Origin of the sequence: Burkholderia sp. BCC0097, assembly GCF_902832985.1 — a bacterium.
Taxonomy (GTDB): Bacteria; Pseudomonadota; Gammaproteobacteria; order Burkholderiales; family Burkholderiaceae; genus Burkholderia; species Burkholderia orbicola.
Genome location: NZ_CADFDM010000001.1, coordinates 326,474 through 353,274 on the forward strand (window position 1 = coordinate 326,474; position 26,801 = coordinate 353,274).

General features: G+C 67.9%; 25 protein-coding genes and 1 pseudogene. 13 read left to right on the top strand and 13 right to left on the bottom strand.

Features of this window, described 5'->3' with window-relative positions:
- Positions 1 to 97: 97 nt before the first annotated feature.
- Both HWX07_RS01375 and HWX07_RS01380 read right to left on the bottom strand, forming a co-directional pair.
- Positions 98 to 1,294, bottom strand: a complete 1,197-nt coding sequence (locus tag HWX07_RS01375) for a c-type cytochrome (RefSeq protein ID WP_175874897.1) — start codon at positions 1,292 to 1,294, stop codon at positions 98 to 100.
- Positions 1,295 to 1,374: 80 nt separating this feature from the next.
- Complete coding sequence (locus HWX07_RS01380) at positions 1,375 to 3,096, bottom strand: methanol/ethanol family PQQ-dependent dehydrogenase (protein ID WP_012339494.1); 1,722 nt, start codon at positions 3,094 to 3,096, stop codon at positions 1,375 to 1,377.
- A 430-nt stretch (positions 3,097 to 3,526) separates the two neighbouring features.
- On the opposite strand from HWX07_RS01380, the gene HWX07_RS01385 reads away from it, so the two are divergent.
- Positions 3,527 to 5,860, top strand: coding sequence for a TonB-dependent receptor (locus HWX07_RS01385; protein WP_175874898.1), 2,334 nt, complete (start codon positions 3,527 to 3,529; stop codon positions 5,858 to 5,860).
- A gap of 39 nt (positions 5,861 to 5,899) precedes the next feature.
- Here HWX07_RS01385 and HWX07_RS01390 read toward each other — a convergent pair whose 3' ends face one another.
- Complete coding sequence (locus HWX07_RS01390; RefSeq protein WP_175874899.1) at positions 5,900 to 6,943, bottom strand: alpha/beta fold hydrolase; 1,044 nt, start codon at positions 6,941 to 6,943, stop codon at positions 5,900 to 5,902.
- 303 nt (positions 6,944 to 7,246) lie between these two features.
- Between HWX07_RS01390 and HWX07_RS01395 the strand changes: the two genes are divergently transcribed.
- From HWX07_RS01395 to HWX07_RS01425, 7 genes and pseudogenes are all read left to right on the top strand, one after another.
- On the top strand, positions 7,247 to 9,289 hold the full coding sequence (locus HWX07_RS01395; protein WP_175874900.1) for a sigma-54-dependent Fis family transcriptional regulator: 2,043 nt from the start codon (positions 7,247 to 7,249) through the stop codon (positions 9,287 to 9,289).
- A 317-nt stretch (positions 9,290 to 9,606) separates the two neighbouring features.
- Positions 9,607 to 9,681 carry a pyrroloquinoline quinone precursor peptide PqqA gene (gene pqqA / locus HWX07_RS01400; RefSeq protein ID WP_006485436.1) on the top strand — a complete coding sequence of 25 codons (75 nt, stop codon included), beginning with the start codon at positions 9,607 to 9,609 and terminating at the stop codon, positions 9,679 to 9,681.
- Positions 9,682 to 9,742: 61 nt separating this feature from the next.
- Positions 9,743 to 10,666 (top strand): pyrroloquinoline quinone biosynthesis protein PqqB, encoded by a 924-nt coding sequence (gene pqqB, locus HWX07_RS01405; protein ID WP_175874901.1) that lies wholly within the window; start codon positions 9,743 to 9,745, stop codon positions 10,664 to 10,666.
- A 2-nt stretch (positions 10,667 to 10,668) separates the two neighbouring features.
- Positions 10,669 to 11,388: a pyrroloquinoline-quinone synthase PqqC gene (pqqC, locus tag HWX07_RS01410; RefSeq protein ID WP_175874902.1), complete on the top strand. Its 720-nt coding sequence runs from the start codon at positions 10,669 to 10,671 to the stop codon at positions 11,386 to 11,388.
- On the top strand, positions 11,385 to 11,666 hold the full coding sequence (gene pqqD, locus HWX07_RS01415; RefSeq protein WP_006480620.1) for a pyrroloquinoline quinone biosynthesis peptide chaperone PqqD: 282 nt from the start codon (positions 11,385 to 11,387) through the stop codon (positions 11,664 to 11,666). Before pqqC ends, pqqD begins: the two co-directional genes overlap by 4 nt.
- Before the next feature lies 1 nt (position 11,667).
- Entirely contained in the window at positions 11,668 to 12,807 is a 1,140-nt protein-coding gene (gene pqqE, locus HWX07_RS01420) for a pyrroloquinoline quinone biosynthesis protein PqqE (RefSeq protein ID WP_175874903.1), read from the top strand.
- Between the two features lie 78 nt (positions 12,808 to 12,885).
- A pseudogene (locus HWX07_RS01425) lies at positions 12,886 to 13,038 on the top strand (TonB family protein); the annotation flags it as partial.
- 18 nt (positions 13,039 to 13,056) lie between these two features.
- Here the strand turns inward: HWX07_RS01425 and HWX07_RS01430 are convergent.
- A complete protein-coding gene (locus HWX07_RS01430; RefSeq protein ID WP_011547066.1) occupies positions 13,057 to 13,395 on the bottom strand; it encodes a helix-turn-helix transcriptional regulator in 339 nt (112 codons plus the stop codon).
- Between the two features lie 78 nt (positions 13,396 to 13,473).
- On the opposite strand from HWX07_RS01430, the gene HWX07_RS01435 reads away from it, so the two are divergent.
- Together HWX07_RS01435 and HWX07_RS01440 are read left to right on the top strand one after the other, a co-directional pair.
- Positions 13,474 to 14,373, top strand: coding sequence for a hypothetical protein (locus tag HWX07_RS01435; protein ID WP_175874905.1), 900 nt, complete (start codon positions 13,474 to 13,476; stop codon positions 14,371 to 14,373).
- A gap of 207 nt (positions 14,374 to 14,580) precedes the next feature.
- Complete coding sequence (locus HWX07_RS01440) at positions 14,581 to 14,811, top strand: hypothetical protein (RefSeq protein ID WP_011547068.1); 231 nt, start codon at positions 14,581 to 14,583, stop codon at positions 14,809 to 14,811.
- A 164-nt stretch (positions 14,812 to 14,975) separates the two neighbouring features.
- Here the strand turns inward: HWX07_RS01440 and HWX07_RS01445 are convergent, their stop codons facing one another.
- The 5 genes from HWX07_RS01445 to HWX07_RS01465 all read right to left on the bottom strand — a co-directional run bounded on the left by HWX07_RS01445 (position 14,976) and on the right by HWX07_RS01465 (position 19,956).
- Positions 14,976 to 15,863 carry an alpha/beta hydrolase family protein gene (locus HWX07_RS01445; protein ID WP_244129906.1) on the bottom strand — a complete coding sequence of 296 codons (888 nt, stop codon included), beginning with the start codon at positions 15,861 to 15,863 and terminating at the stop codon, positions 14,976 to 14,978.
- A gap of 96 nt (positions 15,864 to 15,959) precedes the next feature.
- Entirely contained in the window at positions 15,960 to 16,700 is a 741-nt protein-coding gene (locus tag HWX07_RS01450) for an alpha/beta hydrolase (protein WP_175874906.1), read from the bottom strand.
- Positions 16,697 to 17,503 (bottom strand): DinB family protein, encoded by an 807-nt coding sequence (locus HWX07_RS01455; protein WP_175874907.1) that lies wholly within the window; start codon positions 17,501 to 17,503, stop codon positions 16,697 to 16,699. Before HWX07_RS01455 ends, HWX07_RS01450 begins: the two co-directional genes overlap by 4 nt.
- Before the next feature lie 94 nt (positions 17,504 to 17,597).
- On the bottom strand, positions 17,598 to 18,029 hold the full coding sequence (locus HWX07_RS01460; RefSeq protein WP_077179404.1) for a YciI family protein: 432 nt from the start codon (positions 18,027 to 18,029) through the stop codon (positions 17,598 to 17,600).
- A gap of 160 nt (positions 18,030 to 18,189) precedes the next feature.
- Positions 18,190 to 19,956, bottom strand: coding sequence for an ATP-binding protein (locus HWX07_RS01465; protein WP_175874908.1), 1,767 nt, complete (start codon positions 19,954 to 19,956; stop codon positions 18,190 to 18,192).
- 155 nt (positions 19,957 to 20,111) lie between these two features.
- Here HWX07_RS01465 and HWX07_RS01470 point away from each other — a divergent pair, with 155 nt between their 5' ends.
- Positions 20,112 to 20,342, top strand: a complete 231-nt coding sequence (locus tag HWX07_RS01470; RefSeq protein WP_124676570.1) for a hypothetical protein — start codon at positions 20,112 to 20,114, stop codon at positions 20,340 to 20,342.
- Between the two features lie 166 nt (positions 20,343 to 20,508).
- Here the strand turns inward: HWX07_RS01470 and HWX07_RS01475 are convergent, their stop codons facing one another.
- From HWX07_RS01475 to HWX07_RS01490, 4 genes are all read right to left on the bottom strand, one after another.
- Positions 20,509 to 21,933 (bottom strand): MFS transporter, encoded by a 1,425-nt coding sequence (locus HWX07_RS01475; protein WP_175874909.1) that lies wholly within the window; start codon positions 21,931 to 21,933, stop codon positions 20,509 to 20,511.
- A gap of 161 nt (positions 21,934 to 22,094) precedes the next feature.
- Positions 22,095 to 22,856 (bottom strand): ABC transporter permease, encoded by a 762-nt coding sequence (locus HWX07_RS01480; protein ID WP_011547075.1) that lies wholly within the window; start codon positions 22,854 to 22,856, stop codon positions 22,095 to 22,097.
- Positions 22,853 to 23,803, bottom strand: coding sequence for an ABC transporter ATP-binding protein (locus tag HWX07_RS01485; RefSeq protein WP_175874910.1), 951 nt, complete (start codon positions 23,801 to 23,803; stop codon positions 22,853 to 22,855). Before HWX07_RS01485 ends, HWX07_RS01480 begins: the two co-directional genes overlap by 4 nt.
- A gap of 2 nt (positions 23,804 to 23,805) precedes the next feature.
- Positions 23,806 to 24,042, bottom strand: coding sequence for a hypothetical protein (locus HWX07_RS01490; protein WP_154233603.1), 237 nt, complete (start codon positions 24,040 to 24,042; stop codon positions 23,806 to 23,808).
- A 185-nt stretch (positions 24,043 to 24,227) separates the two neighbouring features.
- Between HWX07_RS01490 and HWX07_RS01495 the strand changes: the two genes are divergently transcribed.
- Both HWX07_RS01495 and HWX07_RS01500 read left to right on the top strand, forming a co-directional pair.
- Positions 24,228 to 24,524: a cupin domain-containing protein gene (locus HWX07_RS01495; RefSeq protein WP_175874911.1), complete on the top strand. Its 297-nt coding sequence runs from the start codon at positions 24,228 to 24,230 to the stop codon at positions 24,522 to 24,524.
- A gap of 616 nt (positions 24,525 to 25,140) precedes the next feature.
- A complete protein-coding gene (locus tag HWX07_RS01500; protein WP_175874912.1) occupies positions 25,141 to 26,739 on the top strand; it encodes a DUF2957 domain-containing protein in 1,599 nt (532 codons plus the stop codon).
- Positions 26,740 to 26,801 lie beyond the last annotated feature (62 nt).

A 26,801-nucleotide genomic window follows, 5' to 3' on the forward strand; every position in this document is an offset into this window, starting at 1 on the left:
ATGCGGTCCTGAATGAAATGAACGGAAAAAGCCCGGCCCGCGCGCCGGGCAAGCTGCCCGGCGCGACGGTGGATCGAAACGAAGGAGGGTGGAGCGGTTACTTGCGCGGCCCGGCGATCAGCGGCGCCTTCGACGCGTTGGCGATCTCGGCGGTCAGCTTGCTCTTCGACGCGTCGTAGCCGTTCGAATAAAGCAGGAACGCCATCAGATCCTCGTATTCCTGTGCGGTCATCTTGCCGGGGCGATCGGCCGGCATGTTGCTCGACATGTACAGGAAGATGCCGCCGACCGTGATGTGCGACTTGCCTTCGGGCGCGAACGATTCCCCGCTCAGCGCGGGCGCGGTATTGCCCTCGAGCTGGTCGCCGTGGCATTTCGCGCACGCATCGCCGTAGAGCTTCTTGCCATGCTGCACCTGAGCCTGGTCGAACGACGGCACGCCGCTGCCTTCGCTCGTCGACACCTTGATGAAGCCGGGCCGTTGCGCGGACGCGAACGCGCCGTCGAGAAACTGGCCGGGCACGCGCGTGGCGGCGGCTTGCGCGATGCCGTCGGGAAGCGTCCAGCCGCGCGTGAGCGACGCGAGGCGGCCGTTGCCGCTCAGTTGCGACAGCGTGGCGTCGATGCGCTGTTGCAGCGCGTCCTTGCCCGGCCCGAACGCGAACGACAGTTGCCAGTCGGAGTACGGCGACGACGTCGCCGCCACCTGGAACCGTTGTTTCGGATGCGCACGCTCGTACGCGACGACGCTCGGATACCAGACGATCGCGCGCTGCGCACGGCCCGCGGCGAGCGCGTCGATCGTTTTCTCGCTCGTGTTCTCGAGGTCGAAGCGGGCGTTCGTCTGCTGCGCGGCGATCAGTTGCGACGGGCTGCCGTAGGTGGCCGCGATCGTTTCCTTCGCGCCGGGCGGCGCGGGCGCATCCCGCAGCGACACGCTGACGTAGCCGGAGCGCAGATAGCCCTGCGAGAACGTCATCTTCGATCCCGACGCGTCGGCGATCGCCGAACGTGGGAAGCCGGCGATCACGTCGCAGTCGCGTTCGAGCGATTTCGTCAGCTCGCTGGCGGAGATGCCGTCGTCGTCGCCGTTGTCGTCGACGCCGCGTTTGCTGAAGGTCGCGGCGATGCCCGCGGTGCGGAACACTTCGCGCGCGACGGAGCGATCGAGCGCCGTGGTGGGGCTGCCGGGCAGCGTGCAGACGCGCACGCCGGCCGACGCGGCTGCCGGTGTCAGCGCCACGCCCACGGCGAGCAGACTGGCGACGGTAACGGAAGTGAGGCGAGTATTCATGGTCGTGTGTCCGGTTGAAGCGGGTGGGGCGTCGCGCCCGCATCGGGCGCATGCGGGCGCGACTCGGGCGTGGCGCCGGGTCAGTTGAGCGCGAACACGTAGAGCGTGCCGCCCCGCGGAACGTCCTTCGCGATGTCGGCCATCGGGCCGCCCCAGATCGGGTTCGCGCCGCCGTAGCCGGCGAGCACCGCGACATACTCCTTGCCGTCGACCTCGTACACCGACGGCTGCGAGATGATGCCGCTCGCCAGTTGCGGGCTTTCCCACAGCACCTTGCCGGTCGCCGTGTCGAACGCGTACAGGTGGCCGTCGAGCGAGCCGCTGAACGCGAGGCCGCTTGCGGTGGTCGCGACGCCGCCGTTCCACGGCTTCTTCGACCAGTGGCTCCACAGCTTCTTGCCGGTGTTCACGTCGATGGCCGTCAGTTCGCCGTAGCCTTCGCTGCCCGGTTCGGGCTTGATCTCGAAGCCTTCGCCGAGATACGGCAGGCCTTCCATGTAGCTGACCGACTTGCCGGTCAGGCTCATGCACGCATGCAGCGCCGGCACGACCGCGATGTTGCGTTCCTGGTCGTACGAGATCGACCACCAGTTCTTGCCGCCGAGGAAGCTCGGGCACGTTTCGATCGTCGTGCCGGCCTTCGGGAACTTCGACGCGTCCTGGATCGGCTTGCCGTCCTCCGTGTAGCCGGTGACCGACAACGCCTTCACGAACGGCGTCGCGTAGATCAGCTTGCCGGTCGTGCGGTCGATCGCGTGGAAGAAGCCGTTGCGGTCGGCGTGGATGATCGCGTCGTAGTCCTTGCCCTTGTACTTGATGTCCGCGAGGACGGCCGCGTTCACGCCGTCGTAGTCCCACGTGTCGTTGTTCGTGTACTGGTAGTGCCACTTCAGGTTGCCGCTCTTCGCATCGAGCGCGAGCAGCGAGTCGGAATACAGGTTGTCGCCGGGGCGCAGCGCCGCGAGCCACGGGCCGGGGTTGCCGACGCCCCAGTACAGCGTGCGCGATGCGGCGTCGTAGGTGCCGGTGAGCCATGCGGCGCCGCCGCCATGGCTCTGCATGCCGTCGGGCCAGGTTTCCGCGCCCTTTTCGCCGGCGGCGGGGATCGTGTAGCGTTTCCAGACCTGCGAGCCGTCCTCCGGATTCAGCGCGGCGATGTAGCCGCGAATGCCGTATTCGCCGCCGGACGTGCCGACGACGATCGCGCCGTCGATCGCGAGCGGCGCGAGCGAGAACGCGTAGCCGAGGCCCGGCTCGAACATCTGCTTCTTCCACACGAGCGTGCCGGTCTGCGCGTCGAGCGCCGCGATTTCGCCGTTCAGCATCGCGATGTAGACGTTCTTGCCGTACAGCGCGACGCCGCGGTTGACGACGTCGCAGCACGCGGTCTTGAACGAGGCCGCGCCGAGCTTCGGCTCGTATTTCCACAGCTGCTTGCCGGTCTTCGCATCGAACGCGTAGACGTTGTCCTTCGGCGTCGTCACGAACAGATAGTTGCCGTTGACGATCGGCGTGGCCTCGAAGCCCTGCTTCAGGTCGGCGGGGAACTTGTACGCCCACACCTGCTTGAGATCCTTCGCGTTCGACGTGTCGATCTGCTTGAGCGGCGAATGCGAGCGGCCGTCATAGGTGCGGTAGTAGGTCAGCCAGCCCGGGTCGCCGTGTGCATCGGTCAGGCGCTGGTAGGTCACGGCCGGGTAATCCGCGGCCGCTTCGACGAGGCCGGGGTTCAGCGCGACGGCGGCCGCCACCGCGATGCCGATCGTCGCCAGCCGGCTCGCTGAAGCCGAGAGTTTCTTCATGGTTGTCTCCTGGGTCATTGTGGTCGCACCGCCGCGAATGATTCGTCGCGCCGGCACGGTTGGGTTTCCGGGCCGAGTGCACTGCCCGTTACGCAAGTCGCATGCCATCGAGGCCGGAAGCCGGTGTGGCGCGGCACACCGACGCATCGCAGGTGATGCGTCGAGCGACGATGCGCGTCATGACGTCGAGGTAGGTGTTGCATTCAGGTACACCGTCGCCGGCGAAGTGTTGCCAAACATGACAGGTGGCGCAGTTCGCAGAACAGCGGCGAGTCGGTCGCACGCGTGCCGTTCCGAAGCGATGTGCGGCGCGCCGCGCGCTGCTCGTACTTGCGGCGCTGGCACGGTTCTCGCACGCCGGCTTCGCGACAACCCGTCGCCGCGCGGTGCACTGCACGGCCCGGCGAAATACAAGTACGGAGACAACGGAATGATCAGGAGACCAAAGGCCGCCGGGTGGTACGGCGCGATGCGGCATGGCCGGCGTGCGCGATGCGTTGGCATGACCGTTGGTACGTTGGCGCTGTTCGGCCTGCCGCCCGGCAGCGTGCGCGCGCAGCAGCAGGCGGACGGCGGTGCGATCGCGCCGGCCGAGCCGTCGGCCATCGTGCTACCCGCGGTGGTCGTCGTCGGCACGACGCCGCTGCCCGGGATCGGCACGCCGCTGTCGAAGGTGCCGGCGAACGTGCAGAGCGTGCGGGCGGCGGAGCTCGACGCGCAGCACCGCGCGACGCTCACCGATTTCTTCGCCGCGAACCTGCCGAGCGTGACGATCTCGGACGCGCAGGGCAACCCGTATCAGGCGGACGTCAACTATCGCGGCTTCACCGCGTCGCCGCTGCTCGGCACGCCGCAGGGGTTGTCGGTGTTCGTCGACGGCGTGCGCGTGAACGAGCCGTTCGGCGACGTCGTGAACTGGGACATCCTGCCCACGCAGGCGATCGACCGCGTGCAGCTGATTCCGGGCTCCAACCCGGTGTACGGGCTCAACACGCTCGGCGGCGCGCTCGCGATCACGACGAAGAACGGCAGGTCGAACCCCGGCGGCGAAGCGGAGGTGTCGGGCGGCTCATGGGGCCGCAAGACCGCCAGCGTCGAGCAGGGCGGCACGATCGGCCCGAACCTCGACTACTACGCGACCGCGAACGTCGCGAACGACGGCGGCTGGGCCGACCATAACGCGAGCCGCGTGCGGCAGGCGTTCGGCAAGCTGCGCTACACCGATGCCGACACGACGCTGTCGATTGCCGCGGGCGGCGCGGACAACACGCTGTCCGGCACCCAGACGATCCCGCGCTCGTTCCTCGACAACCGGAAGCAGGCGTATACGTATCCGGACCGGAACCGCAACAGCGCCGGCTACCTGACGCTGTCGGGCGAGCGATTTTTCGGCGAACACGTCGAGCTGAGCGGCAACGCGTACTACCGGCACCTGCGCAACGCGAACACGAGCAGCAACAACAATACGGATTACGGATCGGTGGACGAGGACGGCACGGTCGACACGGCGCAGGGCAGCAATGCGCAATCGACGATCGTCACCGACAGCTACGGCGGCAGCGTGCAGCTCACGCTGCTCGGCAAGCTCGGCGGGATGGCGAACCGGCTGGTCGCGGGCGTCTCGGTCGATGTCGCGAATTCGAGCTATGTCGCGTCGTCGCAGGACGCATCGTTTACCGATGCGCGCGCGGCGATCGGCATCGGCGATTTCGTTCCGCAGACGAGCGCGAAGACGCGCAACGCGAACGTCGGTGTGTACCTGAGCGATGCGCTGTCGCTGACGCCGCACTGGACGCTGACGTTGTCGGGCCGCTACGACTGGTCGAAAGCGCGGATCGGCGACGAGAGCGGCGTGCAGCCGCTGCTCGACGGCAGCCATGTGTTCTCGCGCTTCAACCCGGCCGTCGGGCTCAACTGGAACCCGGTCCCGGGCTTCACCGCCTATGCGACGTACAACGAAGGCATGCGTTCGCCGACCGCGATCGAGCTCGCGTGCGCGGACCCGGCCGCGCCGTGTTCGCTGCCGAACGACTTCATCGCCGACCCGGCGCTCAAGCCCGTGATCTCGAAGACGTTCGAGGCCGGCATGCGCGGCCGCATCGGCGCGGCGACCACCTGGAGCGCCGCGGCCTACCGCACGACGCTGACCGACGACATCCAGTTCATCAGCAGCCCGGCCAGCGCGCAAGGCTACTTCCGCAACGTCGGCGATACGCGGCGGCAGGGTATCGAGCTCGCGGGTCGCACGCGGGTCGGCCCGCTCGGTGTCGGGCTGTCGTACAGCTATGTCGACGCGACCTACCGATCGTCGTGGACCGAACACAGCCCGGCGAATTCGGCGGCCGACGCGAACGGCAACGTGACGGTCAAGCCGGGCGACCGCATCCCCGGCATTCCCGCGCATACGGTGAAACTGCGGCTCGACTACGCGGCGACGCCCGCGTGGGACATCGGCGCGAACGTGACCTGGCGCGGCGGCGTGTATGCACGCGGCGACGAGAACAACGGGGACGTGAACGGCCGGATCGCGGGCTACGTGCTGGTCGATCTCGACATGCGTTACCAGCTCACGAAGCGGTTCGAGGTGTTCGCGAGCGTGACGAACCTGCTCGACAAGCGCTACGCGAGCTTCGGTGCACTCGGCCAGAATTTCTTCAACGGGCCGAACCATACGTTCGACGGCGCTCATCCGGTGAACGAGCAGTTCGTCGGGCCGGGTGCGCCGCGCGGCGCGTGGGTCGGCGTGCGCTATGCGTGGGATTGAGCGGCGCGCGGTCGCGTGTGTCGCGCGTGTGTCGTCGCGTCATGACACGAACGAGTGCGGGGCCGTCCACGTGAGCGGCGCCAGCGCGAACATCGCATTGACGGCGCGTGCGACGCTGCGCGCCAATGCCGGGTCGCTTGCCAGATGCCCGGCCTGCACGCGTTCGATTTCCGCTTCGGGGGCGGCCCGCGCGAGGCGTTCGACGTTGCCGACCGGGCAAACGGGATCGTGCACCCCGTGTGCGGCGAACAGCGGCACGTTTGCCTGTGCGGCCCGTCGCGCGAGCGCGAGCACGCGGCGCTCGCCGAGCCAGCAGTCGTGTTGCAGGTAGTGCGCCTGGACCCGGTATTTGTCGATCAGACGGCCGACGGTCTGGTTCGAACGGACCGCACGCACGGGCGAGCGGCGCGTGCGTGCCGATGCGAGGATCGCGCTTTCGTATGCGTGCCACGCGAGCGCCACCGCGCGCTGGCGGGCCGCGCTTGCGCCGTGACGCAACCGCTGCGCGCAGTGCGACAGCAGGCGATCCGGCCGGCCGCCGCCGGCTGCTGCATGCAAGCGCCGCCATTCGCGCGGCGCACGCGTGCGGGACGTCATGAAGAGCCTGCGGACTTCGCGTGGCGACGTCAGGAACAGCCCGCGCAGCACGACGCCCGTCACCCGCGCCGGATGCGTGCCCGCATACGCGAGCGCGAGCGCGGCGCCCCACGAGCCGCCGACGACGCCCCAGCGTGCGATGCCGAGCTGCTCGCGCACCGCCTCCAGATCCGCGATCAGCCGCGCGGTGTCGTTGTGGCGCGTGCCGCCGCGCGGCCCCGATGCACCCGCGCCGCGCTGATCGACGAGCACGACGCGCACGCGGGTGAGGTCGAACAGCCGCAGGATGCCGGTCTGGCTGCCGCTGCCGGGCCCGCCGTGCAGCACGACGACCGGATGGCCCTGCGCGGCGCCGGCCACGGCGAATGCGATCGATTGCGCGTCGCGGTGCAGGCGCCGGCGGACGGGTGTGGCCGGTGACGCCGGCGTATCGGGCAAGGCCCGCGGCGCGGGCGATGGCGTGGATCGAGTCGGGTGACGCGTCATGTCTGTCGATAGGGTTCGGAAGGGGGAACTTTCGGCGGCCGGACGGTGGCCGGGCCTGCCCTGCGACCAAGCGAGAAGCGCGCCAGCCGCGAAGATCCGGATTCGCACGGGTAGTCACGCGTCGGGAAATCACGGTATCACGAAGGCAGGCCGTCGCCTGACGCGACACGCCGCCGCTGCGCCCGGCCGATTCATTACATCGCCCTTTCAGTTTCGTTGCGTGGCGCCAGCGTGGCCCGATGCTTGCTTGCAATGACGGCAAAGAGTCCGGCAGTTGACCGGAAGGATCCCCCGGAGGAGACAATGCGCGATGACGTAGAGCAGGCGGCCGGGTCACGGGCCGCGCATCCCGCCGGCTGGCCCGCGCCGTCGATCCAGAAGGCCCATGAGCGTTCGGAGACGTTCGGCCTGCAGGTATCGGCACGGCCCGACTACGACGTGCTGTCGAATGCGGCGCTGGTGCTCAAGCGCGAGCAGAGCCGGGTGCTGTGCGTACACGCGATGCCGGTGATGGAGACGCTGCACGAGCAGATCGTCAACACGCAGAGCATGATCGTGCTGACCGATGCGGAAGGGCTGATCCTGCATTCGATCGGCGACGACGATTTCCTGCGCCGCGCGGAGAAGGTCGCGCTGCGCCCGGGCGCGAACTGGGCGGAGAACCGGCAAGGCACCAACGCAATCGGCACGGCGCTGGCCGAGCTGTGCCCGATGGTCGTCCATGGCGACCAGCACTTCCTGGCCGCGAACCGCTTCCTGACCTGTTCGAGCGTGCCGATCCTCGATCCGTACGGCGACGCGATCGGCGTGCTCGACGTGACGGGCGACCACCGCAGCTATCACCAGCACACGATGGCGCTCGCGAAGATGTCGGTGCAGATGATCGAGAATCACCTGTTTACAACGACCTTTCAGGAAACGCTGCAGGTGTCGTTCCATGGCCGCCCCGAGTTCCTCGGCACGCTGATGGAGGGGATCGTCGCGTTCACCGCCGACGGGCGCTTCCTGTCGGCCAATCGCAGCGCGCAATTCCAGCTCGGCATGCCGCTCGCCGCGCTGCGCGCGCACACGCTGTCGTCGCTGTTCGACGTCACCAGCGCACAGCTGATCGACCGCATGCGCGCGAGCACCGACCGGCACCTGATGCTGAATCTCGGCAACGGCGCGGTGGTCTGCGCGCGCGTGCACTTTCGCCGCGCGACGCTCGCCGAAGGCAGCCGGCCGACGGACGTCCACGACGCGGGGGCGCAGGGCGCGCGTGCGAGCGCGGTGCCCGCGCCGGCGGCGGGCACGTCGGCCGGCCTGTCGCGGCTCAACTATCTCGACACCGGCGATGCGCAGGTCGCCAGCGTGATCGCGAAGGTGCGCAAGGTGATCGGCAAGGACATCCCGATCCTGATCACCGGCGAGACCGGCACCGGCAAGGAACTGCTCGCGCAGGCGATCCACAACGACTCGCCGCGCCGCGACGCACCGTTCGTCGCGGTCAACTGCGCGTCGATTCCGGAGACGCTGATCGAGTCCGAGCTGTTCGGCTACGAGGAGGGCGCGTTCACCGGCGCGCGCCGCAAGGGGGCGATCGGCAAGCTGCTGCAGGCGAACGGCGGCACGCTGTTCCTCGACGAGATCGGCGACATGCCGTATCCGCTGCAGGTGCGGCTGCTGCGCGTGCTGCAGGAGCGCCTCGTCAACCCGCTCGGGTCGACGAAGACGATCGCCGTCGACATCGCGATCATCTGCGCGACGCACCGCGATTTGCGCGACATGATCGCGCAGAACCGTTTCCGCGAGGATCTCTATTACCGGCTGAACGGCCTCGTGGTGCGCCTGCCGCCGTTGCGCGACCGCACGGATCTCGCGGTCGTCGTGCAGAAGATGCTGCAGCGGGAAGCGTTCGCGGGCCCGGGCCGGCCGCCGCTTTCGGTCGCGCCGGACGTGATGGCGTTGTTCGTGCGGTGCACGTGGCCGGGCAACTTCCGCCAGCTCGGCAACCTGCTGCGCACGGCGGCCGCGATGGTCGACGACGACGGTGAAATCCGGCGCGAGCACCTGCCCGACGACTTCTTCGACGACCTGCGGCGTGGCGATGCACACGTCGGGCAGCCCGTGCAGGCGGCGGCCGATTCGCCTGCCGCGGCCAGCGCCGGGCCGTGCGTCGCGGACGCGTTGCCGCCCGCCGACGCGCGCCTGCAGGACGTCGCCGCGTCCGCGATCGCCGCCGCGCTCGCGCGTCATGGCGGCAACGTGTCCGCCGCGGCGCGCGCGCTCGGCGTCTCGCGCAACACGATCTATCGGAAGATGCCGGCCGCCGACGCGGGACGCCATCCGTCGTCCGACGAAGACTGACGCGCGCAGCCGTCGCGCGGTGCGCGACCTGTCACAGCCGGTGTGTCAAGTTGCAACACCGGTGTTCAACGATTCAACACTTGTGACCACTCGCGGACATCGTGCCGCCGGGGTGGCGGACCGCATTCGCGCGGATCGTGTCGGCTAATCGTAAGGATTCCGCCTCGATGCCCGGATGACGGCCGTCTACCGCCGCCGCGCCGCCGCAATACGCGTTCGGCACGCTCCTTGCTGAAGAGGAACCGACCGCTCGATTGCCGCGGTCGTTCGATTCATCCAGCAACGCATCGACTCATCAACTCGACAGGAGACACACCATGCAGTGGACGACACCGTCTTACACCGACCTGCGCTTCGGCTTCGAAATCACGATGTACATCGCCAACCGCTGATCGCCGTGCGTGCCGCCCGTTTCGCCGTGGTCGGCGCGGGCGGCCTCGGGAGCTGACGCCCATGAAGATCAAGATACTCGGCTCGGGAGCCGGCGGCGGGCTGCCGCAATGGAACTGCAATTGCGCGAACTGCCGTCGTGCGCGCAGCGGAAGCGGCCACGTGCTGCCGCGCACGCAGTCGTCGATCGCGGTCAGCGACGACGGCGTCGACTGGGTTCTCGTCAATGCGTCGCCCGACATTCTTTCCCAGTTGCGCGCGGAGCCGGACCTGCAACCGGCGCGCGCGATTCGCGACAGCGGCATCGCCGCCGTCGTGCTGTGCGACGCGCAGATCGATCACGTGACGGGCCTGCTGATGCTGCGCGAGCGCTCGACGCCGCTGCCGCTCTACGCGAGTGCGCCGGTGCTCGACGACCTGTCGACCGGCTTGCCGCTCGTGCCGCTGCTCGGTCATTACTGCGGCGTCGCCGCGCACACGATCGTGCCCGGCGAGCCGTTCGCGGTGCCGGCGGCGCGCGGCATCCGGTTCACCGCGATCGCCGTCGACAGCAAGCCGCCGCCTTATTCGCCGCGACGCGCGTCGGCCGCGCCCGGCGACAACATCGCGCTGTCGATCGAAGACGTCGCGAGCGGGCGGCGCGCGTTCTATGCGCCGGGGCTCGCGTCGGTCACCGACGACGTGCGCGCGGCCATGGACGGCGCCGATCTCGTGCTGGTGGACGGCACGTTCTGGACCGGCACCGAGATGATCGATCTCGGCCTGTCGGGCAAGCACGCGGCCGACATGGGGCATCTCGCGCAGTGCGCGGAACCCGGGCGGCCCGGCATGATCGACTGGCTCGACACGCTGCCCGCGCGAACGCGCAAGGTGCTCACGCACATCAACAACACGAACCCGATTCTCGATCCGCATTCCGTCGAGCATGCGCACCTGCGCGCGCACGGCATCGACGTCGCGCACGACGGCATGCAATTCCAGGTCTGACGATGAACGCACCGATCCCCGCTACGGCGTTGCACGCGACGCCCTGGACCGCGACCGAATTCGAGGCGCGCCTGCGTGCACTCGAATCGCGCTATCACATCCACCATCCGTTCAACCGGCAGCTCAACAGCGGCGCCTGTTCGCCCACGCAGATCCGCGGCTGGGTCGCGAACCGCTTCTACTACCAGATCTGCATCCCGCTCAAGGATGCGGCGATCCTGTCGAACTGCCCTGACCGCGAGACGCGGCGCCGCTGGATTCAGCGGCTGATCGACCACGACGGGCAGGGCGACAACGCAGGCGGCATCGAGGCGTGGGTGCGGCTCGGCGAAGCATGCGGCCTCACGCGCGACGAGCTGTGGTCGCTCGAACACGTGCAGCCCGGCGTGCGTTTCGCGGTAGATGCGTATGTGAACTTCGCGCGGCGCGCACCGTGGCAGGAAGCCGTGTGCTCGTCGCTGACCGAGATGTTCGCGCCGCAGATCCATCTCGACCGGCTCGCGGGCTGGCCGTCGCATTACCCGTGGATCGAACCGGCCGGGCTGCATTACTTCCGCAGCCGCGTGCCGCTCGCGCAGCGCGACGTCGAGCATGGGCTCGCGGTGACGCTCGCGCATTTCACGACACCGGAGGCGCAGCAGCGCGCGCTCGGCATTCTGCAATTCAAGCTCGACATCCTGTGGTCGATGCTCGACGCCGTCGAAAAGGCCTACCCGTTATGAACGCGATCGAAGCCGCCAGCGGCGTGCCGCTGCGCCCCTGCCTCAGGGGCATGTACCGCCTGCAATGGGAGGCGGCCCAGGATGCGTACGTGCTGCTCTATCCGGAGGGCATGGTCAAGCTGAACCCGAGCGCCGGCGAGATTCTCGCGCGCTGCGACGGCACGCGCGAACTGGACGACATCATCGGCGAACTCGAGCGCCTGTTCATGCAATCGGATCTCGCGACCGACGTGTATCGTTTTCTCGATCATGCGCGCCTGCGCGGCTGGCTGGACTGACATGACGCCCGACACTCCCCGTCCGTCCGCGCCGCTGTGGCTGCTCGCGGAACTCACGTACCGCTGCCCGCTGCACTGCGCGTTCTGCTACAACCCGGTCGACTTCGCGACGCACGGCGCGGAACTCGACACCGACGCGTGGCGCACGGTCATCAGCGACGCGCGCGCGCTCGGCGCCGCGCAAATCGGCTTCTCGGGCGGCGAGCCGCTGCAGCGCGGCGACCTCGAGACGCTCGTCGCGCATGCGCGCGGGCTCGGCTTCTATACGAACCTGATCACGTCGGGCATCGGGCTGAACGTCGCGCGCATCGAGCGGCTCAAGGCCGCCGGGCTCGATCACATCCAGTTGTCGCTGCAGGATTCGACGCGCGAGCTGAACGATTTCCTGACCAGCACGCGCACGTTCGAACTGAAGCGCGACGTGGCGCGGCTGATCAAGGCGCACGGCTACCCGATGGTGCTCAACTGCGTGCTGCATCGCTACAACCTGCCGCACGTGGGGCAGATCATCGAGATGGCGCTCGATCTCGGCGCCGATTACCTGGAGCTCGCGAACACGCAGTACTACGGCTGGGCGATGCTCAATCGCGGCCAACTGATGCCGACCGTCGAGCAGGTGCGCGAGGCGGAGGACACGGTCAACCGCTATCGCAAGCTGATCGGCGAGCGTTGCAAGATCCTGTTCGTCGTGCCCGACTATTTCGAGCGCCGCCCGAAGGCGTGCATGAACGGCTGGGGCTCGGTGTTCCTCGGCGTCGCACCGGACGGCACCGCGCTGCCGTGTCATGCCGCTCGCTCGCTGCCGGGGCTCGCGCTGCCGAACGTGCGTGACCAGTCGTTACGGGAAATCTGGTACGACAGCGACGCGTTCAACGCGTTTCGCGGCGACGACTGGATGCGCGAGCCGTGTCGCACGTGCGACGAGCGGCATGCGGATCACGGCGGTTGCCGGTGTCAGGCCTATCTGCTGGCCGGCGATCCGCGGGAGGCCGACCCGGTGTGCGCGAAGTCCGCCCATCACGGTCAGGTCGAACAGGCCGTGCAGTTCGCGCGACGTCGTGCGCCGAGCGACGAACAGCCGCTGGTTTTTCGCAGCAAGGAGAATTCGCTCGCGCAATGCGGCGCGGCGTGCGATTGCTGACGGGGCGCCACCCGGGCGACGGCAGGGGAAACACGGCACCGTGCTCGTCGAACCGGAAACCGATGCGGCCGGGCGGTCGCCGCGCGTGTCGTGACCGGCAGCGGCTATCCGCGCCTCGATGCCGCGGCGCGCGATGCGGTGCTGGCAAGCAGCTGCGCCGCGCCTGTAGAAAACGGCGCGCCGTCGCCGATCCTGGTGCGCGTGCCGATCACGTTCAATCTCGATGAATGACCGGGTACGTTGCCGCGATTACCCGTCATCCGCCTTCGCCTGCAAATCCTTCAGCCCCTGAATCACGACCAGCAGCGCGCGCCCGTGCTCGTCCGAGCCGTCCCACGCGTCGACGATCGCGTCGCGCAGCAGGTCGTTGTATCGGCGGCGCGACGGCTCGGTGTCGACCCCATAGAAACTGCATAGCTTGTTGAATGGCGCGCTGCGGCGCAGCCGGTGCCCGTTCGACAGCCGAAGGCGCGATACGGTGGGCTGACTGACCCCGGAAAGTCGCGCGATTTCGCTGGACGAGCGTGTATCTGCCATCAGGCGGCGCAACAGGTCTTGAACGGGAAAATCTTGGTCCGGGGCTTCCATACGATGCATTATACCTATACAGTTACGGCTGTTGAATGGGCTTGCTGTCAGCAGCGAGGCTGTATCCCGAGAAAGTTGATGACACTGAAACACCTCCCACCCACGTTCTGCTGGACCAAGATCGGTACCGAGTCCGGCGAGGAACTGCCGACCGTCGTGCTCCGCAAGGAATGGGAGCGCCGGCTCGGGGGCGGGCGTTTTCTGTGGGGCATCAACCAGCCGCTCGGCAGCAGCGCGCAGGTCGCCGCGCATCGCACGGGTTCGTTGCTCGCACTGTTCTCGCCGGTCGCGTCGCGTCCGCGTGCGGGCGCGCGCAAGGACGCGCTGCTGTGGAATGCGTGGATCGACGCCAGCGGGCAGGTGCGGCCGTTGCCGCCGCATACGTTCATTGCCAGCCGCTCGACGTTACCGTCGGGCCGGCGTCGCGAGCAGCACTACGCGCTCGTGTGTGCGTCGTCCACCGCGCTGACGGTCGGCACGCAGTTGCGCGTGTTTCCCGACCACCTGCGCAGCGTGAGCACCGGCAAGCCGCTGGGCGCCGCGCAAGGGGCGGCCGTGGTCGACTGCATCGGGCGGGCGAAGGAGCAGACGGGCAAGAGCTACCCGCTCGCGCTGTCGGTCGAGCTCGAGGCGCCGTATTTCGTGCGGCTTGCGCAGCCGTGCGTGCTGAAGGCGCGCGATCTCGCGGAAGTGAACAAGGCCACGCGCGCGGGCGATTTCGATCGCTTCGTCGAGCTGGTCGCGCGCCTGCGCGGCCGTTCGCCGACGGATGCCGTGCGTGGCGTCACGCGCGATCTGTTCGACGTGCCGCCGCTGGAAACGGCCGCCGCGTATGTGGCGCCCACGCATGTCGCGCGCCTGCGCAACCGGCCCGCGGCCGAGCATCCGCGCGATCTCACGGGCGATCTGTTCGACCTGTCGCCGGGCGAGGCGGCCGCGTTCGCGGGGTTGGCGCATCCGCGCGTCGGGCGCGCGTGACGAGACGCGCGAAGCCGTTCGCGCAAGAATTTGTTGCAATCTCGCCGTAGCGGAGCGGCGAGCGCGGAGCGACAATCGGCACGAAGCGCGCGGTGCGGCGGCCGATGCGTCGACACGCGGCGGCTCGTGGTTCACGCCGCCGACATGCGTACCACGCACACTGAGCGTCGGCGTGCTTCACACTGCAATCCCGAGGGAGGAGTGTCGATGTCGACCCACATCTGTTCGCCGGAAGCACAGGCCGCACAACGCTTCGTCGAAGCGACGCGCAACGTCGACCAGGCGTTTCGCGCGGTGCGCGGCGAAAGCGACGACGACGGCTCGTCGGCCGAATACGCACGCGCGATGTCGCGTCTCGATCGCGCGCTCGACGAGCTGGCGCGTGCACAGGAATTCTTCGATCGCGTCGTCGGCGCGGACACCACGCACGGCAACTGACGGCTTCGTCGTTTCTCTTTTCGCGCGTCGGGCGACGCGCGTTCATCTTCTTGCCGGGCGCTGCCCGGCATGCCGGTTCATCATCCCGTTTCGATTTTCAGGCCCGGCAGCCTTCGACCGGATAGCCGCCGCCGTAAAGGCTAAGGGCTAGGGCTAGCCGTGCGTCAGCTCGCGCGCGTCATGCCGGGCGCGGACGGCGCGGCACGAGACGCGTAACCGCGATGCTGGAACGACGTCGCGAAGAACCGCATCTGGTAGCGGATCGCATTCGCCCAGTAATCCCACGTATGGCCGCCCGGGCGCTCCGCATAGTCGTGCGGCACGCCGAGCGCGACGAGCCGTTCGTGCAGCGTGCGGTTCGAGTCGACGAATGCATCGTCGCGGCCGCAATCGATCGTCAGGTCGAGATGCGCGCGCACGAACGCCCGCGCGCTTTCGGCGATCACGTTGCGGTTCCAGAACGACGGATGGCGATCGGGATCGCCGAACACGTGGGCGATCCCCGGCTCGTCCGTGCAGCAGCGCGGATCGACCGCGCCGCTGATGCTGCCGACCGCGCCGAACGTCTCGGGCCGGTCGAGCGCGATGCGCAGTGCGCCGAAGCCGCCCATGCTGAGCCCCGTGATCGCGCGCGCATGCTGGGTGGCGATCGTGCGGAAATGCAGGTCGACATAGGACACGACTTCATCGCCGACGAAGGTCTCGTAGCGGCTGCCCGAATCGAACGGGCTGTCGATGTACCAGCTTTCGTGTCCGCCGTCGGGCATCACGAGGATCACGTGATAACGGTCGGCGAGCGCGGCGATGTGCGTGTTCGACGTCCAGTCGGTATGGTCGCCGCCCGAGCCGTGCAGCAGATAGACGACGGGGTAGCGTTCGCCGTGGTTGTCGCGCGCGTAATCGTCGGGCAGCACGATGGTGGCCTTGAGCGTTTCGCTCATCGCGGCGCTCGGAATCGCGACGACCCGCGCGTGAAATGCGAAGGCAGGGCTCATGACGGCGAGCAGCAGAAGCAGCCAGAAAGTACGTGCCAGGCGCATCGATCCTTGCATGTGTCGATCCAGTCCGGCCGGATGCCGGGAAAACCCTGTTCCGACGACTCTAGCAACCGCGCCTTTCAACCATATTTCGGCGAATCCTACGGGTTGTCAGGCAAACGGTTTGCATACGATGCGTTCAAGGGTGGCGCGCAATGCGTCGGGCCGCTCGGCCGCGATCAGGTGCCCGCAGCCGGCGATCGTGTCGAAGCCGGCGCAGCGTGCGAGCGCGAAGGCCGGCACGTGCCAGCCCGCGCGCGAGCGTTCGCCGGCGATCAGCCAGACGGGATGACGGTCGAACACCTGTGCGAGCGCCGGCAGGTAGCCCGCATCGCCGGTCGTCTCGACCACCGAGCGGCCCATCGCGCGCAGCGTCGATGCCGGCTGATGCGCGAGCCAGCGGCGTGCGTCGTCGAGCTGGCCCGGCGACGGTGCGTCGATCGCGCCGCGCAGCCAGTCGAGCGGGGCCGCGCGCAGGCCGTCGAGCATCGCATCGGCTTCGCCGGGCGTCATGCGGCCGACCGATGCGGACCAGAACGCATCGTCGAGCGTGAAATTGCCTTCGACGTTGACGATGCGCCGCACGCGTTCCGGGTGCGCGTGCGCGAACAGCATCGCGATCGCGCCGCCGACCGAATGGCCGACGACATCGACCGGCTGCATGCCGAAGCGCATCTCGACGGTTTGCCGCACGTGCTCGACCTGCGCGGCAAGCGAGATTGCGTCGGGCGGCGCGGCGCGATGCGCGCCGTAGCCGAGCAGGTCGGGGCGCAGATGCGGGCCGTTCCATCCGTGCACGTCGAACGTGCCGATGAAGCCGTGAATGAAGACGACGGGCGTGTGCTGGATCATGCGGCGTGTGCTGAAGGAAGCGGCGGCAATTCGAGTTCGGCGAGCAGTTCGTCGAGTTCGAGCCCGTGCGTGCGGTCGTGGTCGAGCAACTCGCGCACGAGTTCGTCGAGCGACATGCGGCGGATGCCGTCGCGCAGCCCGCAGCGTGCGAGTTGCGCCGGCTCCAGCGCGGCCGCGGTGGCGCACAGCGCGGCGCGCCCGCTGCCGAACGCCGCGACGGCGAGATCGAGCGGCTGCGCGAGGTAGTCGCGTTGTGCGGCGAGCGCGGTGCCGTCGACGGACTCGATCACGGGCAACTCGGCCGTGCGCACCGCGTCGATGCGCGCGGCGAATACCGCATCGAGATCGCGCAGGTGGCACGCATGTTCGACCAGCGAGAAGCCGGTGCCGGCCGGGCGGCGCGTGGCCAGCGCGGCCGGCACATGCGCCGCATAGGCGGCGAGCCGGGCCGGCATGCGCGCCAGCGCGGCGACGACGTCGGCGAACGGCAGCCGGTGCGGGCACGCGCTGAACACCGCGCCATAGCTGAACAGCGCACCGCCGAGCCGCCCGCGCGCCTGCACGACCTCGTGGCCGTGGCGGCGCATCACGTCGGCGACCATCGCGCCGCAAAACTGGCGGGCCGTCGTGTCGGCTTCGACCTCGGGGAAAGTGCACGCGATCTCGTCCTGGATCGCGCCGATCGCGGCGACGCCGACGCGCGACAGCGCCGCGAACTCGAGATAGCGCTCGGGCTGCTCGATCAGCGCTTCGAGCTGGGCGCCGAGCGGGGTCGAGCGGAAACGGTCGAAACGGGAATGCATGACGAGCCCCGGTCATTAACGTGTCAAAACGATACGTTACTGACCGGGGCTCGTCAACCGGCTCCTCCGGGGCGCGAGCGCCGCCCCCTGCCGCTCAGGGTTGCTGCCGGGCGTCGACTTCCGCCCGCATCCGCGCCTCCTGCTCCCGCAGCTCCGGCGTGAATGCGTCGCCGAAATCTTCCATCTCGAACAGCGGGCGGATCTCGATGTCGGAGTCGCCGGGCATCGGGTTCGGGCAGCGCTTCACCCATTCGACGGCTTCCTCCATCGATTTGACCTGCCACAGCCAGTAGCCGGCGACGAGTTCCTTCGTTTCGGCGAACGGGCCGTCGATGACCGAGCGGTTCTTGCCGGAAAAGTGCACGCGCTTGCCGTGGCTGCTCGGGCGCAACCCGTCGGCGGCGAGCAGGATGCCGGCTTTCACGAGTTCTTCATTGAAGCGGCCCATTTCAGCCATGAGTTCGGTGTCGGGCATTTGGCCGGATTCGGAATCGGCGGTGGCTTTGACGATGACCATGACGCGCATTGTCGTTTCTCCTTGAACGGGAACAGGGCGTTTGCCGGCGGTGCGACGGCGAAACGATCGGTTACGACAACACGACGCGCGACGGCGGCGCGAATCGACATCGCGGGCAAAAAAATTCAGCGGCGATCGAAATCGCGAAAGGCGCCATATCGGCGATGCGTCATGCCGTGTCGGCCTGCGCATCGAGCACGCTGCGAATCCGGGCCGCGAGTTCGTCGCGCCGGTACGGCTTGCCGAGCAGCATCACGCCGGGGTCGAGCCGCCCCGCATGGAAGATTTCGTCGCGCGTATAGCCGGACGTGAACAGCACCGGCAACGGCGGCGTGCGCAGCGCGGCGCGGCGTCCGAGTTCGCCGCCCTTCACGCGGCCCGGCATGATCACGTCGGTAAACAGCAGATCGATCGGCGTTTCGCTGTCGAGCACGCGCAGCGCGGCTTCGCCGTCGGACGCCGTGATGACCTTGTAGCCGAGCTGCGCGAGCATGTCGACCACCGTCAGCCGGACGTCCGCATCGTCCTCGACGACGAGGATCGTTTCGCGTCCGCGCACCGCGTCGTGCTGCGGCGTGCGGGCAGGCTCGTCGGCTGCCTCGTGGCAGCGCGGAAACGTGAGGCGCACGGTGGTGCCCTGGCCGGGCGTGCTGTCGATCGACACGTGGCCGCCGCTCTGCTTGACGAAGCCGAACACCATGCTGAGCCCGAGCCCCGTGCCTTCGCCGTCCGGCTTGGTCGTGAAGAACGGTTCGAAGACCCGTTCGAGCACATCGGCCGTCATGCCGATGCCCGTGTCGGCGATCTCGAACGTCACGTATTCGCCGGGCGGCATCGGTGTGCCGCGCGTGCCGGCCGCGTGGCCGGGCTGCGTGCTGTTGTACGCGGTGATCGTCAGCGTGCCGCCGCCGCGCATCGCATCGCGCGCATTGATCGCGAGATTCAGCAGTGCATTCTCGAGCTGGTGCCGGTCGGCGAGCACGTTGCCGACGTCGGGCGCCAGCGCGGGGACGATCCGCACCGTCTCGCCGAGCGCGCGGTGCAGCATTTCGTTCATGCCTTCGATCAGCCGGCACGGGTTCAGCGTGGTCGGCGCAAGCGGCTGGCGTCGCGCGAACGCGAGCAGGTGCGACGCCAGTTGCGCGCCGCGCCGCACGGCATTGTTCGCGTTCTCGATCCGCGGCTGCGCGCTCGCATGGGCGCCGAGTTCGACGGAGAGGATCTGCAGGTTGCCGCTGATCACTTGCAGCACGTTGTTGAAGTCGTGCGCGATGCCGCCGGTCAGGTTGCCGATCGCCTCCATCTTCTGGGCGTGGCGCAACTGCTCCTCGATCGCCGCGCGCTCGGCGATCGCGTCGGTCACGCGCTGTTCGAGCGTTTCGGTCAGCTCGCGCAGCTCGGCATTGGATGCCTGCAGCGCCGCTTCCGCGCGATCGCGATGGCGCGTGGCGAGCACGCGCTCGGTGGTCTCGACCACGACGGCGAGCACGCCGCCCGGTGCACCTTCGTCGTCGGGCAGCGGGCTGTAGTGCAGATCCATCCAGACATCTTCGGGGCGGCCGCTGCGCAGCAGCACGAGGGCCTTGTCGCGATAGGACAGCGTGCCGCCGGCGAGGCACGTGTTCATCACGTTGCGGTTGAAATCGGCGACTTCAGGCCAGCCGAGTTCGACCGGCTGACCGAGCAGATACGGGTGACGGCCGCCGGCGAATCCGGCATATGCGTCGTTGTAGATCATGTAGCCAGGGCGGCCCCACAGCATCACCAGCGGCAGCGGCGAGGCGAGCACGGTGCGGACTGCAGCGACGAGGCTGGCGGACCAGCCGTCGAGCGGGCCGAGCCCGGTGGCCGACCAGTCGAATGCGGTAATGCGTCGGGCCATGTCGCCCTGCCAGCCGGGGCAAGCGTGATGCTGCGCGAACAACTCGACATGCATGGAAGCGCTCCGATGAGGACATGCGGCCGCGGGCGGGCCGGCAGGTCGCGTAAGCGGGCTCCATTTTAAGGCAGATCGATTCACGCGGCCGCTGTCACGGAGCGCCTCGGCAAAACTGGTATGCTGATCCGCATCACGTGTACGCGGAGGGCGCCATGGCTGCTAAGGAAGTCTCGAAGAAGAAATACCTGAAAATCCTGAACAAACGCCTGCGCGCGGAGCCGGCGGCCCCGGCCGGCGCGTCGTTCGTATTTTTTCCACTGGGGGCGAAGGCCAAGCATGCGACGGGCGTCGTGTCCGGCGATGTGCGCAGCAAGCGCGAACTGGCCGTGATGGCCGCGGTCCAGCGCAAGGCGGCCGAAGAGTTCGTCGTCGCCGACGCTTGACGGGCCCCAGCCGCACCGCTGCAAGATGACCGCCTCCGCGGCTGACGCGGGGCGGTTTCGTGATGGGCGACCGCGCCGGATGCGAAGCCGGGCGATTCATGCGGCAGGCCGGGCACGGCGCTGAACGCCTGCCCGGCTCGAGACGGCTCGAAACCGACCCCGACGATCAGGACGCCTTGTCGGTTGCCGCCGCCGGATACCGGCCGCTGCCGCCGACTTCGTCGCCTGCCGCCAGTTGCTCCAATGCGAGCCCCTTCGTCTCGATCCCGAGCGTCCACACGGCGATCGCCGCCGCGATGAACGACAGCGCGCCGAGCGTGAACACGCCGCCCTGGCCGAACACCGGCAATACGACGCCGACCACGTAAGGCCCGATCAGCGAGCCGATCCGACCGATCGCCGACGCGAAGCCCGAACCGGTCGCGCGTGCGCCGGTGCCGTACAGCTCGGGCGTGTACGTGTACAGCGCCGCCCACATCCCGAACAGGAAGAACTGCATCGCGAGGCCCGTGACGATCAGCAGCGTCGTGCTGCCGCCGTACAGTGCGCTCTGGCCGTACGCATACGCCATCGCGCCGCCGCCGATCAGCGACGCGATGCAGGTCGGCTTGCGGCCCCAGCGTTCGACGAGCCACGCGGCGCACAGGAAGCCCGGCACGCCGCCGAGCGAGATCAGCACCGTGTAGAACACCGATTTCGTGACTTCGAAGCCGGCCTGCTGCAGCAGTGCGCCGAGCCACGACGTGAGGCCGTAGAAGCCGAGCAGCGCGAAGAACCACAGCAGCCACACCATCACCGTGCGGCGGCGGTACACGCCGCTCCAGATCTCGCGCAGCGCGCCGCGGCCGCGCGTGGCGGCCGGTTCGGCGAGCCGCGACGGCGGCGGCAGCGTCGTGACGCCGGCCGAGCGCATCACCTTCGCCTCGATCGTGTGCATCACCGTGTCGGCTTCCGCGTGCCGGCCCGCATGTTCGAGCCAGCGCGGCGATTCCGGCACGATGCGGCGCACGACGAGCACGAACACGGCCGGAATCGCGAGCAGCGCGAACACGGTGCGCCAGCCGAACTGCGGCAGCACGAAATACGCGACGATGCCGGCCGTGATGAAGCCGAGCGGCCAGAAGCCGTCCATCAGCGCGATCAGGCGGCCGCGCTTCTCGGCAGGCACGAATTCGGACAGCAGCGTCTGCGCGACCGGAAACTCCATCCCCATCCCGATGCCGAGCAGCACGCGGTAGACGATCAGCGCGTCGACGCTCTGCGCGGTCGAGCACAGGTACGACGCCGCGCCCCACAGCACCATGCTCCACTGGAACACGGGCCGGCGGCCGAAGCGGTCGGCGAGCAGGCCGGCCACGGCCGCGCCCAGCACCATCCCGAAGAAGCTCGCGCTCGCGACGAGGCCGGCGGCCGCGGTCGACAGCCCGAACTCCTTGCGGATCGAGCCGAGCACGAACGTCATCGTGCCAAGATCGACCGAGTCGAAGAAGAACGCGATCGCGATGATGAAGAAGATGCGCTTGTGATAGCCGGAGAACGGCAGGCGTTCGAGCCGGGCGGCGGCGGAGGCGGGAGCGGTGGCGGCGGGCATGGCGTCCTCTGAAATGAAAAAGGGGCCGCGCAGCGCATGCTCCAGGGCCCCGATGCTTCGTATTCAGTAGACGCGACCACAAACTGCCGCATCAGAGGAAAAGCGCCGCCTGCTTGCCCAAATGCGTCATCGGCGGGCGGCGCGCGTGACGCCCGCCGGCGTCAATTCTTCAGCTTGTAGCCGGTGCGGAACATCCACGCGACGATCGCCAGCAGGATCACGAGGAACAGCGCGGTCGCGGCGAGGCTGATCCACACGTGCACGTCGGCGATCCCGTAGAACGACCAGCGAAAGCCGCTGATCAGGTAGACGATCGGGTTGAACAGCGTGACGACGCGCCACGCGGGCGGCAGCATGTCGACCGAGTAGAAGCTGCCGCCGAGGAACGTGAGCGGCGTGATGATCAGCAGCGGCACGAGCTGCAGCTTCTCGAAGCTGTCGGCCCAGATGCCGATCACGAAGCCGAACAGGCTGAACGTGACGGCCGTCAGCACGAGGAACAGCACCATCCAGAACGGATGCAGGATGTGCAGCGGCACGAACAGGCCGGCCGTGGCGAGGATGATCACGCCGAGCAGGATCGACTTCGACGCGGCCGCGCCGACGTAGGCGATCACGATCTCCCAGTACGACACGGGCGCGGACAGGATCTCGTAGATCGTGCCGGTGAAGCGCGGGAAGTAGATGCCGAACGACGCGTTCGAGATGCTCTGCGACAGCAGCGACAGCATTACGAGGCCCGGCACGATGAACGACCCGTAGCCGATGCCGTTCACGTCGCTGATGCGCGAGCCGATCGCGGAGCCGAACACGACGAAATACAGCGACGTCGAGATCACCGGCGCGATGATGCTCTGCATCAGCGTGCGGCGCGTGCGGGCCATTTCTGCGCGGTAGATCGCGCGGATTCCTTGCCAGTTCATGCGCCGGCTCCTTGCACGCCGTTGCGGCGGTTGTCGATCAGGCTGACGAAAATGTCCTCGAGCGAGCTCTGCGTCGTGTGCAGGTCGCGAAAGCCGATGCCGGCCGAGCCGAGCGCGTTGATCAGCTTCGCGATGCTCGCGTCGTCGCGTTGCGAGTCGTACGTATAGACGAGCGCGGCGCCGTCTTCCGTGCGTTCGAGCCCGAACGGCGCGAGCGCGGGCGGCATCTCGGCGAGCGGGTGCTCGAGCTGCACGGTGAGCTGCTTCTTGCCGAGCTTGCGCATCAGTTCGCGCTTTTCCTCGACGAGCACGAGCTCGCCGCCGAGGATGATGCCGATCCGGTCGGCCATCTCCTCGGCTTCCTCGATGTAGTGCGTGGTGAGCAGGATGGTCACACCGCTTTCGCGCAGCGAATCGACGAGCTTCCACATGTCGCGGCGCAGCTCGACGTCGACGCCGGCCGTCGGCTCGTCGAGGAACAGGATGCGCGGCTCGTGCGACAGCGCCTTCGCGATCATCACGCGGCGCTTCATGCCGCCCGACAGCGTCATCAGCTTGTTGTCGCGCTTGTCCCACAGCGACAGCGCCTTCAGCGTCTTCTCGATGTACGCGGGATCGGGCGCCTTGCCGAACAGGCCGCGGCTGAACGACACGGTCGCCCAGACGGTTTCGAACGCATCGGTGGTCAGCTCCTGCGGCACGAGGCCGATCATTTCGCGGGCGGCGCGGTATTGATCGCGGATGTCGTGACCGCCGACCGTCACGCGGCCTTCGGTCGGCGTGACGATGCCGCAGATCGAGCCGATCAGCGTCGTCTTGCCGGCGCCGTTCGGCCCGAGCAGCGCGAAGATCTCGCCGGGGCGGATGTCGAGGGTCACGTGCTTCAGCGCCTGGAAACCGGACGCGTAAGTCTTGGAGAGGTCGGAGACGGAAAGGATCGGTTGCATGCTCACGGATGGCACGGCCGCCCGGCGCGACGGCGGGCGCCGCGCATGCCCGGCGCCGCCGCCGCTGCGAAGCGGCCGGGACCGGGCACGGCATGGCGAACGGGCGTCATGTCGAACGGCAGGGTGGTGCGGGATCGCGGGACCGCCATATTAGCAATCGGCAGATCGAAATGCATTCCGATGGAAAGGCCGGGCAGTGCCGGTGCCGGATTGGCGTGAATTGCCGTGATATCACTCAATGATTCGATGCTTTATTTGAGCGATGCGAACAATCCGGCGGATTTTCCGGGAATCGGGCCACGCTCGCGTTGCCGCCCGACCGGCTGGCCGACTGTGCTGCCCGCATGCCCTCGCGCCGTACCGGGACGGCGCGCTCGGCGCTCGCGATAATGCGTTCCTTTCACGGCGATATGGAGCGGGGCGCATGTCTTTGATCGATTTCAAGTCCGTGGCGGACGCGCAGGCGGCCGCATGGAAATCCACGATCGTCGGCGAAGTCGGCCCGGCACGGATCAAGGTGCTGCGCATGGATGCGCAGCCGTACGAAGCCGAAGTGCACGACTACAACGAGGGGCTGCTGGTGCTCGACGGCATGCTGATGCTCGAGGTCGACGCGGAAACGGTCGTGGTCGGCGCCGGCCAGATGTATCTCGCGCATGCCGGCACGCGCCACGCGGTGCTGCCCGGCAGCCACGGCACGCTCGCGATCATCGACGTGTGAGGTTGCGCCGCAACATGCGCGCGGGCCGCTGAAGCCCGGCTGGCGTGGCTCGGCGCGGATTGGCGGCCGCGGTTCAAACGCATGTTCCACGGCCCCGGTATTTGTCTGAGCAAATAAAATGAAGGCTGTTTGAAAATCTGTTAAATACCGTATAGGCGCTAGGATTGCGGGGGTTCCGTCGTTTGGAACTCTGCATCCATTTACTTGCGCGAATGGTCCGATCATAGTCTCGACAAACGACGCATCACGATAACGAATCAAGCGTACGTATGGAGACCAAATCATGAGACGCCTATCCGAGGGCCCAGCGGGATTGTCGTTTTCCGATTTTTCGCTGAATGCAGGCGCGACGCAGGTCGCGTGCCTGCCTCGTCACTTCGCCGTGTAGCGGCGACCCAATTCCGTTTCGATCGTTCCGACGGCGCCGTGCCGCATGACGGCGCCGCGGGAGCGCGTTCGTCTGCCGCCGCGGCGTGTGCCGCATGGGCCTGACCGGCCTCGCGGCAGTCCTGCGTGCATCGTCATGCGCCGCGCCTTCGTGCGGCGGCGCGATACCAACCGGCGGGCCATGCAGCCCGGCCGGGCGAGACTTGTCGTACCTGAAAAGGAGGGGTTGATGATTTGCATTCCTGAATGGCGGAAGGCGATCCTGTCGTGCGCGGTGCTGGTACTGCCGTTCGTCGCCGGCTGTGGCGGCGGCGACGATCCTGGGCCGATCACCGTACCGCAGTGCTCGGGCAGCGCCTGCGGGCCGAGCGGTGCCGAAACGACGACGCCCGTCGTGACGAAGCTGTGTCCGGACGCGCTCGACTACACGACGACGTACACGGGCGGCGCCGGTAGCGGCGAGTACGTGAAGGTGAAGTTCGACACGACGAAGCTCACCTACCAGATGCAGTTCATCGAATCGTCGGTGCCGACCTCGGCGGGGCAAGTCAACGACACGCGCGCAGGCCTGACGATCAGCGGCGCGTTCCATCATCCGACCACGCTTCCGACCGCCGAGCAGAACCGTTGCGCGTTCGTGCTCGACAGCGGCGCGACGAGCGACGGCGCGTATTCGGTAACGATCAACCGCGCTGATCCGCCGATGCTGTTCGTCGGCAACGGCGTGGTGGGCGGCGGGATTCCGGGGGCGACGATCGCGTTCGCCGGTATCCCGCTGCTTCCGGGCATCACGCTCGGCGTCGTCCCGTCGCGCACCTTCGATTTCTATCCGTTCATCGGCTTCACCGACACGGAAACCGACTTCACGAAAGTGGCGGGCAACTACAACGAGGTCGGCATCCATCTGTCGCCCATCGGCGGTGATGGTCAGAGCCCGACCGGGGCGGTTGGCTGGGAATCCGACGTCGTCAACTGGAATCAGACGTTGAACGCGGACGGCTCGTGTTCGATCACGCAGGGCAGCGACTACTCGTGTCAGACGACCGGGACGCCGTGGGCGCAGCGCAAGAACGCGGACGGATCGGCGGACAATGTATTCGTGAGCAATCCGGCCGGGGGGCAGGGGTATCCGATCGCGGGGCAGAGCTCGACGCTGATCATTGCACCGAGCCAGGCGAAAGGCATCATGATCGTCGGCAGGCTGAACGGCGTACTCGTGCCGATCGTGATTCGGGTCGGCTACACGCACGTCGATACGGTCAATCTGCTCGCCTCGGTCGCCGATGCCGAAGTCGGCATCTCGATGCTGTCGTCGACGAAGGCGATTGCCGCGAACTCCCTGAAGGGCGGGTACATCGGCGCGACCAGTGCCTCCGCATGCGGCATCGTGACATCCAGCGGCCAGGGGAACAAGTTGGCGTCGGCGGGGCCGAGCTTCAACCCGAACGTGCCGCACCCCGACCTGCCCGGCATTTTCGCCAACAACGCCTTCTATTCGGTCGCCGGCAGTTGCAACGACGGCACCGCCGTGTCGACGCTGGCGGCGAACTATACGTCCACGCTGTTCCAGGGTAGTACCGCGGCATTCATCGATCCGCAGACGTCGTCGGTCACCTCCCAGTTCGCGCTGGACTATACGCAGGCCACGCCCGGCAAGATCAGGGTGACGGCCGCGCAGGACTTCAACGCGAAGGGCGCGAACGGCAACGTGGCGATCTTCGGCAAGGGCGACACGGGCTGGCTCGTGACGGCCGGCAACGTCTACGCGATGGTCGTCAACGACAACAAGGTCAACCCGTTCTTCACGATCGGCGCGTTCGTCCAGTAACCCCGTATTGAACACGTCACACCGGCGGCGCACATGTCGCCGCCGGCGAATCGAATTTCAAG